Raw genomic sequence first — 8798 nt, 5'->3', positions numbered from 1 at the left:
AGCGCCTGCTCGGCGTCGGCCGCCACGGGCACGAGGACACGCCGGCGGCCCCCGAGGCGCCGGCCGCGACGCCGCAGGCATCGGCGGCAGCGCCGGGCGCGGGCCCGGTGAAGATCTACATGTCCAACCCGACGCTGCCGACGCGCTGGTCGAAGCCGGTGCCGGTGGAGGTTCTGGAACGCACCGCGCGCATCGTCACCGCGCAGCCCCTCGCTGCGCTGCCGGGCGGACAGGCTGAGATCCGGCCGCTCGCCGCGCCAGGGGCGGAGGTGGTGCTGGTGGCAGGCACGCTCGACACCAAGGGCGAGGAGTTGCGCTACATGCGCGACCTGCTGCGCGAGGCAGGCGTGCCGGTTCGGCTGGTGGACCTCTCGACCACGGGCGGCCATGCCGGGGCGGACATTCCCGCGCACCAGGTCGCGGCCTTCCATCCGCGCGGCGCCTCCGGCGTCTTCACCGGCGACCGCGGCGCGGCGGTGGCCGGCATGACGGAGGCCTTCACGCGCTGGATCGAGCGGCAGTCGGGCATCGCCGGCATCCTCTCGGCCGGCGGGTCGGGCGGGACAGCGATGGTCGCGCCGGCGATGCGCGCGCTGCCGCTCGGCGTGCCGAAGCTGATGGTCTCGACCGTCGCGAGCGGGGAGGTGCGGCAATATGTCGGCACCGCCGACATCATGATGATGCACTCGGTCGCCGACGTGCAGGGGCTGAACGCGATCACCGAGGATGTCCTCGGCAACGCCGCGCAGGCGATGATCGGCATGGTGCAGGCGCGCCGCGCCGCCCGGCCGCGCCGCGTGCAGCGCCCGGCCGTCGTGCTCTCCATGTTCGGCGTGACCACGCCCTGCGTGCAGCAGATCGCCGACGCGCTGCGCGACGAATGGGACTGCCTGGTCTTCCACGCGACAGGCATCGGCGGGCAGTCCATGGAGCGGCTGGTGGACGACCGCAAGGTCGCCGGCATCCTGGACATGACCACCACCGAGATCGCCGACATGCTGTTTGGCGGCGTGCTGCCCGCCACCCCCGACCGCTTCGGCGCGGTGATCCGCACGCGCCTGCCCTATATCGGCTCGGTCGGCGCGGTGGACATGGTGAATTTCGGCGCGCCGGAGACGGTGCCGGAACGCTACGGCGGCCGGACCTTCTACCGGCACAACCCGCAGGTCACGCTGATGCGCACCACGGCTGATGAATGCGCGGAGATCGGCCGCTGGATCGCCACGCGGCTGAACCTGATGGAAGGGCCGGTGCGCTTCTTCCTGCCGGAGGGCGGCGTCTCCGCGCTCGACGCTCCCGGCAAGCCCTTCCACGACAACGCGGCGCGCCAGGCCCTGTTCCGTGCCATCGAGACGACGCTGCGGCCCGGGCCGAACCGCCAGCTCATCCGCGTCCCGCACCACATCAACGATCCGGCCTTCGCCACCGCCGTCGTGGCGGAGTTCCGCCGGCTGCACGGCGTCGACAGGCCGAACCGCAAAAGGAGGAGCCTGCCATGAGCGCGCCGCCGCGCAACCGCGCGGAGATCCTCGACAGATTCCGCGCCATGATCGCCCGGGGCGAGCCGATCATCGGCGGCGGCGCGGGCACCGGCCTCTCCGCGAAATGCGAAGAGGCCGGCGGGATCGACCTGATCGTCATCTACAATTCAGGGCGCTTCCGCATGGCGGGCCGCGGCAGCCTGGCTGGGCTGATGCCCTATGGCGACGCGAATGCGATCGTGATGGAGATGGCGGCGGAAGTGCTGCCGGTGGTGCGGAAGACGCCGGTTCTGGCCGGCGTCTGCGCCACCGATCCCTTCCGGCTGATGGACGTCTTCCTGGACGAGGTGAAGCGCGTCGGCTTCGCCGGCGTGCAGAACTTCCCGACCGTCGGTCTGATCGACGGCGTCTTCCGCCAGAACCTGGAAGAGACGGGGATGTCCTATCGACAGGAAGTCGAGATGGTCGCCCTGGCGCGGGCCAAGGGCCTGCTGACGACGCCCTATGTCTTCAACGAGGCCGATGCGGTCGCCATGGCGCGAGCTGGGGCGGACATCATCGTGGTGCATCTCGGCCTGACCACGGGCGGGAGCATCGGCGCCGAGACGGCGCTGAAGCTGGCCGACTGCCCTGCCATCGTCGACCGCATCGCCGTCGCGGCGCTGGCCGAGAAGCACGACGCCATCATCCTGGTGCATGGCGGGCCGGTCGCCATGCCGGACGACGCCGATTTCGTGCTGAAGAACACCAACTGCTGCCACGGCTTCTACGGCGCCTCATCCATGGAACGCCTGCCGGCCGAGGTCGCCCTGACCGAGCAGACCCGCGCGTTCAAGCATATCAAGGGCCGTTAAGGCGAGAGGGGACCGAGCATGACCGGCCAGATCATCGGTGACCTGATCCTTTTCCTGATCGTCGCCGTCGTCGTCATCGCCATCGTCTACTGGGTGATGCAGCGGCTCTACCGGCGTTCCACCAAGGAAGTCGCCTTCGTGCGCACGGGCTTCCTGGGTGAGAAGGTGGTGATCGACGGCGGCGCCTTCGTTTGGCCCATTGTCCATGACATCACGCCCGTGAACATGAACGTGCTGCCGCTGCAGATCAGCCGCGCCAAGAGCGAGGCGGTGATCACGCGCGACCGCATGCGCATCGACCTGGAGGCCGAGTTCTACGTCCGCGTGCGCCCGGAGCAGCGCGCGGTTGCGATGGCCGCCTCCACGCTCGGCCGGCGGACGATGGAGCCGGAGCGGCTGAACGCCCTGCTGTCCGGCAAGTTCGAGAGCGCGCTGCGCGCCGTCGCGGCCGAGATGGATATGGCCGGCATGCACGAGAAGCGCGCCGACTACGTCGCGCGCGTGAAGGCGCTCGCGCAGCAGGATCTGGAAAAGAACGGGCTCGAGCTGGAGAGCGTGGCGATCCTCGACATCGACCAGACCAGCCTCGAGTTCTTCAACCCGTCCAACCGCTTCGACGCCGAGGGCCTGACCGCGCTGATCCGCGACATCGAGGCGAAGCGCACGCTGCGCAACGAGATCGAGCAGGAGGCGATGATCCAGATCCGGGCGCGCAACCTGGAGTCGGAGAAGCAGGCCCTCGACATCGAGCGGGAGAGCGAGCACGCGCGGCTGGAGCAGGAGCGCGAGATCGAGTTCCGCCGCGCCCAGCAGCGCGCGCAGCTGGCCCGTGAGCGCGCCGCCCGCGACACCGAGGCGGAGGAGGCGCAGATCGCCGCCCGTGAGGCGATCGAGAAGGCGCGCATCGCCAACGAGCAGGCGATCGCCGAGGCGCGCATCGCGTCCGAGCGCGAGGTCCGCGCGCGGGAGATCGCCCGGCAGACGGCGATCGAGGCGCAGGAGATTGCCGCCCGCGAGGACGTCGAGAAGCAGCGTATCCTGCAGGAGCGCGCGGTGCGCGAGGCCCGCATCGAGAACGAGCGCGAGACCCAGTCGCGCGAGATCGAGAAGCAGCAGGCCCTGCAGGAGGCGGAGATCGCCGCCCGCGAGGCGACCGAGCGCGCGCGCATCGCGCAGGAGAAGGCCATCGAGGAGGCGCGCATCGCCAAGGAGCGCGAGACCCAGTCCCTCGAGATCGAGCGGCAGCGGACGCTGGAACAGGCGGAGATCGTCGCCCGCGAGGAGACCGAGAAGCGCCGCATGGCCCAGACGCTTCTCCTCAACCAGACCCGTATCGCGGGCGAGGAGAAGGTGCGCAAGCAGGAGATCGAGCGGCAAAGGACGCTGGAGGAGGCCGAGATCGCTGCCCGCGAGGCGGTGGAACGCGCCCGCATCGCCCAGGCGGCCGAGGTGAACGAGGCCCGCATCGCCGAGGACCGCCGCATCCGCGAGCTCGAGGTCGAGCGTCAGAAGGCGATCGAGGCGGTGGAGATCGCCGCCGCCGAGGCGACCGAGGCCGCGCGCATCGCGCGAGAGAAGCGCCTGGCCGCCGAGAGGATCGCGGCCGAGGAGGCGACGCGGGAGCGCGAGATCGCGCGCGAGAAGGCGGTGGAGGCCGCCGAGATCGGCCGCCGGGAGGACGTCGAGAAGGCGCGTATCGCCGCCGAACTGGCGCTCGAACAGGATCGCATCGCCAGCCGCCGCGTGCGCGAGATAACCGACATCGAGCGCGCCAAGGTCGTCGAGACGGCCGAGCAGTCCAAGGTCGTGGCGCTCGCCGGCGAGAAGGCAAAGGCCGCGCAGGCGGACGCCGCCGTGCGCCAGGCGCAGATCGCCGCCCAGCGCGACGTCGAGGCCGCGGAGGTGGAGCGCGAGCGCGCCGTGGAGGCGGCGAAGGTCGAGCGGCGCCGCTCGCTGGAGCAGATCGAGATCGCGCGCGTCCAGGCGCTGCGCGAGGCCGAGATCGAGAGCCGCGAGGACATCGAGCGCGCACGCATCGCGTCCGAGCGGGGCCTCGACGAGATCCGCATCGACCACGAGACCATCCGGCGCCGGCTGGAGGTCGAGCGCGAGAAGGCGGTCGAGACGGTGCAGATGGAGAAGGCCATCGCGCTCTACCGCAAGTCGCTGGAGGAATCGGCCGCCCGTGCCGAGGCCGAGGCGGCGCGCGCCCTGGCCGCTATTTCGGAAGAGAAGGTCCACACCGCCCGCGAGACCGAGGCCGCGAGCCGCCGCAAGTCGGTGGACGTGCTGATGGCCGAGAAAGCGGCGGCCGAGGCGCGGCTGATGGCGGAGGCCGCGAAGGTCCGCGCCACTGTCGAGGCCGAGGCGCAGAAGCTGCTCAACGAGGCGGAGAACATCCTGACCGACGAGGCGCGGCATTCGCTGTTCCGCCGCAAGCTGCTCGAGCATGTCGAGGGCATCGTTGCCGCCAGCGTGAAGCCGCTCGAGAAGATCCAGGACATCCGCATCGTGCAGCTCGACGGCGTGACCGGCGGCAATGGCGGGGGTGGCGGATCGCCCACGGACGAAGTGATCAACTCCGCGCTGCGCTACCGCGTGCAGGCGCCGCTGATCGACAGCCTGCTCGGCGACATCGGCATCGAGGGCGGCAGCCTCGCCAAGCAGGGCGGCCTGATCCGCGAGGCATCCGACATGCAGCGCATCGCGGAGGCCGCGCGCAAGTCGGGCAAGGGAGAGCAGAAGTAGGATGGCGCGGGTCTATGTCAGCTCGGTCATCGACGCGCCGGTCGCGCGCGTCTGGGAACGGGTGCGCGACTTCAACGGCCTGCCGCGCTGGCTGCCGGCGGTGCGGGAGAGCCGGATCGAGAACGGCGAGCCCTCCGACCGCGTCGGCTGCGTGCGCGACTTCCGGCTGCAGAATGGCGACCGGCTGCGGGAACAGCTGCTCGCGCTGTCGGACTACGACTATTTCTGCACCTATTCGATCCTGGAAAGCCCGATGCCGCTGACGGGCTATGTCGCGACGCTGCGGCTGACGCCGATCACCGACGGCGACCGCACCTTCGCGGAATGGACGGCCGAGTTCGACTGCGCGCCGGAGATGGCGGACGAGCTGGTGAACGGCATCGGCACCAACGTCTTCCTCGCCGGCTTCACCGCGCTCAAGCGCCAGATGGCGTCGTGACATGCCGAAGGTGGTGCGCAGCACGGTGATCGAGGCGCCGGTCGAGGCGGTGTGGGGTGTGCTGCGCGACTTCAACGGGCATGACCGCTGGCACCCCGCCGTCGCGGAGAGCCATATCGAGCGCGGCCAGACCTCGGACCGCGTCGGCTGCGTGCGCCGCTTCCGGCTGCAGGACGGATCGGAGCTGCGGGAGCGGCTCCTGACGCTTTCCGACGCCGATATGGCCTTCACCTACTGCCTGCTGGAGACGCCGATCCCGCTGCTGAATTACGTGGCGCATGTGCGGCTCGCCCCGGTGACGGATGCCGACCACACCTTCTGGCACTGGGAGAGCCGCTTCGACACGCCGGCGGGCCGCGAGGATGAACTCGCCCGCATGGTCGGCGAGAACATCTACGAGGGCGGCTTCGCGGCGATCCGCGACTACCTGGTACGGGAGGCGGCCTGATGGCGGTCACGGTCGAGAGCCACGCGACGCTGGGCGAGGCCGCGCGTGCGCTGGGATCGGGCGCGACCTATCTCGGCGGCGGCACCATCGTGATGCGCGACCTCAACGCCGGGCTGGTGCAGGGGCGCGTGGTGCGCAGCACGGATCCGGCGCTGACGCAGATCAGGCCGATGGGCGACGGCATCGAGATCGGCGCAGGCGTCACCATGGCCGCCATCGCGGCGCATCCCGATCTCGGCTTCCTGCATCCGGTGGTGCGTGCGGTCGGCGGCCCGCAGGTGCGGAACATGGCGACCATCGGCGGCAATCTCTTCGCCGCGCATCCCTATGGCGACCTTGCCGGCGCGCTGCTCGCGCTCGGCGCGCGCGTGACGATCGCGGGCGGGATGCAGCGGCCGGTCGAGGACGTGCTGCGCGACCGTGCGCGGGTGGGCCTGGTGGCCGCCATCCAGGTGCCGCGGCCGCGCGACGCGCGCGCCTTCGGCTTCCGCAAGGTCAGCCGCGTGAAGCCCAAGGGCGTGTCGCTGATGTCCTTCGCGGCGCTGCTGCCGCGGGAGGGCGGCAGGCTGCGCGGCGTGCGGATCGCCTGCGTTGGCCTCGGCCCGGCGCCGCTGCGCTCGCCCGCGGCGGAACGCGCGCTGGAAGGCGGCACGCTGGACGCGGCGACCATCGCGCGGGCGGCGCAGCTCGTCACCGACGGGCTCGATCCGCCCACCGATGCGCTGGCCTCGGCCTGGTATCGGCGCGAGGTGGCGGGCGTGCATCTGCGGCGGCTGCTCGAGGGGATGCTGTGACATGGCGCTGAAGCCGGTCACCTTCACGCTGAACGGCGAGGACAAGGCCGCCTTCACGGAGGACGGCCAGAACCTGCTGGATCTGCTGCGCCGCGGCGTTGGCGACCTCTCGCCAAAATACGGCTGCGGGCAGGGCACCTGCGGGGCCTGCACCGTGCTGATCGATGGCGAGCCGCAGCTCTCCTGCCTGGTGCTGGGCGAGGCGGCGCAGGGACGGCGGATCGAGACGGCGGCGGGCCTAGGCGGCGCCGCGCTGCATCCGCTGCAGGACGCCTTCATGGAGCGCTTCGCGGCGCAGTGCGGCTACTGCACGCCGGGGATGCTGATGGCGGCCAAGGCGCTGCTCGACCGGAACCCACGGCCCGGGCGCGAGGAGGTCATCGAGGCGATCGCTGGCAACCTGTGCCGCTGCACCGGCTACGAGCCCATCATCGCCGCCATCCTCGACGTGGCGGAGGGGAGGAAGCGGGCATGAGCGGAACCCTCACGCAGCAGCCGATGGTGGAGTTCCGCAAGGAGATCTTCGCCGACGAGCGCGACGACAACCTCAACGAGGTCGGAAAGCCGACGCGCCGGCAGGACATCACGGGCCACGTCACCGGCCGCTCGCCTTTCTACGACGACCACCTGTTCGAGGGACTGCTGCACATGCGCTGCGTGCGCTCGCCGCACCATGCGGCGCGCGTGCGGCGGATCGACACCGCCGCGGCGGAGCGGATGCCGGGTGTGGTGCGGATCCTCACCGGACGGGACGTGCCGCGCAACCTGAACACGCTGCTCTCGCTGCTCGATTTCGGCATCGACGACGAGCCGCTGCTCTCCACCGACCGTGTCCGCTACAAAGGCGAGCCCGTCGCCGCGGTGATCGCGACGAGCGAGGCGCGGGCGCGCGATGCGGTGGCGAAGGTGACGGTGGAGTGGGAACCGCTGCCCCATGTGCTCGACGTCGAGGAGGCGATCCGCCCCGGCGCGCCGACCGTGCTCGACATCTATCCCGGCAACAGGTTCGTCTATCACGGCAAGTACGATCACCAGAAGCTGCGATACGGCGACGTCGAGGCCGCCTTCCGCCAGGCCGATCATGTTGTCGAGGGCCGCTATCAGATGTCGCCGATCGAGCAGGCGCCGATCGAGACCTGCGGCGCCATCGCCGCACCCGAGCAGAACGGCCGCTATGTCTGCTACACCTCGACGCAGGCGCTATTCTTCTCGCTCGCCACCTCGTCCAAGGTGCTGGAGATGCCGTCGAGCCGGCTGCACTTCATCGGGGGCACAGTGGGCGGCGGCTTCGGCGGCAAGGTGGACAGCATCCACGAGCCGCTGGCGATCCTCGGCACGATGCTGACGGGCCGGCCCTGCAAGTACATGTGGGACCGCGAGGAGGAGATGCAGGTCGGCGCGCCGCGCGGCGCGGAGCGCTGGTACATCAAGGACGGCGTCATGCGCGACGGCCGCATCGTCGCGCGGAAGTTCACCGGCTACTTCGATTCCGGCGCCTACACGCGCCTGTCCTCCTACGCGATCATCAAGGGCGTGGGGCACCTGCCGGGGCCCTACACCATCCCGAACGTATCGGCGAACGTCTATTGCGTCTTCACCAACCGCACGCCGGCGACGGCCATGCGCGGCTTTGGCATCACGGGCGTCGATTTCGCGATCGAGGCGCATATGGACAAGGTGGCGGAGGCGGTCGGGATGAATCCGATCGAGCTGCGCATCCTGAACGCCTATCGCGACGGCGACATGAAGGCGCATCGGCGACTGGCGAAGAACTGCGCGCTGATCGAGTGCTGCCAGGTGGTGGCCGAGAAGGCGGGCGTGAAGCTGAGCCCCGCCATGCTCGCCGCTGCCTCCCGTCGCGACGGCGGCGGAGAGCGTGCGCTCCTGCCAGCCTTCACCGCGACGGACGAGGACGGGCGCGTGCAGGGCTTCTCCGGCGGTTCCTACGCCCGCAAGGGCGCGCGGCCGGCGACGCTTTCGGGCGCGTCGGCCGAGCCGATGCGCGCTGCGCCGCCGCGCCCCGCTGCCACCCCG

At 70.7% G+C, this 8798-nt stretch carries 8 protein-coding genes; all 8 read left to right on the top strand.

Features of this window, described 5'->3' with window-relative positions:
- A partial coding sequence (locus OZN99_RS19000; RefSeq protein WP_333779747.1) for a Tm-1-like ATP-binding domain-containing protein occupies nucleotides 1-1499 on the top strand: 1499 nt, incomplete at its 5' end.
- On the top strand, nucleotides 1496-2335 hold the full coding sequence (locus tag OZN99_RS18995) for a phosphoenolpyruvate hydrolase family protein (RefSeq protein WP_270936838.1): 840 nt from the start codon (nucleotides 1496-1498) through the stop codon (nucleotides 2333-2335). The genes OZN99_RS19000 and OZN99_RS18995, both read left to right, overlap by 4 nt.
- A gap of 18 nt (nucleotides 2336-2353) precedes the next feature.
- Nucleotides 2354-5083, top strand: a complete 2730-nt coding sequence (locus OZN99_RS18990) for a flotillin family protein (protein WP_270936837.1) — start codon at nucleotides 2354-2356, stop codon at nucleotides 5081-5083.
- Between the two features lies 1 nt (nucleotide 5084).
- Nucleotides 5085-5522, top strand: a complete 438-nt coding sequence (locus OZN99_RS18985) for an SRPBCC family protein (protein WP_270936836.1) — start codon at nucleotides 5085-5087, stop codon at nucleotides 5520-5522.
- A gap of 1 nt (nucleotide 5523) precedes the next feature.
- Entirely contained in the window at nucleotides 5524-5970 is a 447-nt protein-coding gene (locus OZN99_RS18980; protein WP_270936835.1) for an SRPBCC family protein, read from the top strand.
- Nucleotides 5970-6764: an FAD binding domain-containing protein gene (locus OZN99_RS18975; RefSeq protein ID WP_270936834.1), complete on the top strand. Its 795-nt coding sequence runs from the start codon at nucleotides 5970-5972 to the stop codon at nucleotides 6762-6764. Before OZN99_RS18980 ends, OZN99_RS18975 begins: the two co-directional genes overlap by 1 nt.
- Nucleotide 6765: 1 nt before the next feature.
- Entirely contained in the window at nucleotides 6766-7239 is a 474-nt protein-coding gene (locus OZN99_RS18970) for a (2Fe-2S)-binding protein (protein WP_270936833.1), read from the top strand.
- On the top strand, nucleotides 7236-8798 hold a 1563-nt coding region (locus OZN99_RS18965; protein WP_270936832.1), incomplete at its 3' end, for a xanthine dehydrogenase family protein molybdopterin-binding subunit. The genes OZN99_RS18970 and OZN99_RS18965, both read left to right, overlap by 4 nt.

The sequence above is a fragment of the Falsiroseomonas oryzae genome (assembly GCF_027856955.1).
Lineage (GTDB): Bacteria > Pseudomonadota > Alphaproteobacteria > Acetobacterales > Acetobacteraceae > Falsiroseomonas > Falsiroseomonas oryzae.
Note: the sequence above shows the minus strand (reverse complement) of the source record. Positions and strands in the feature narration are given on the sequence as shown.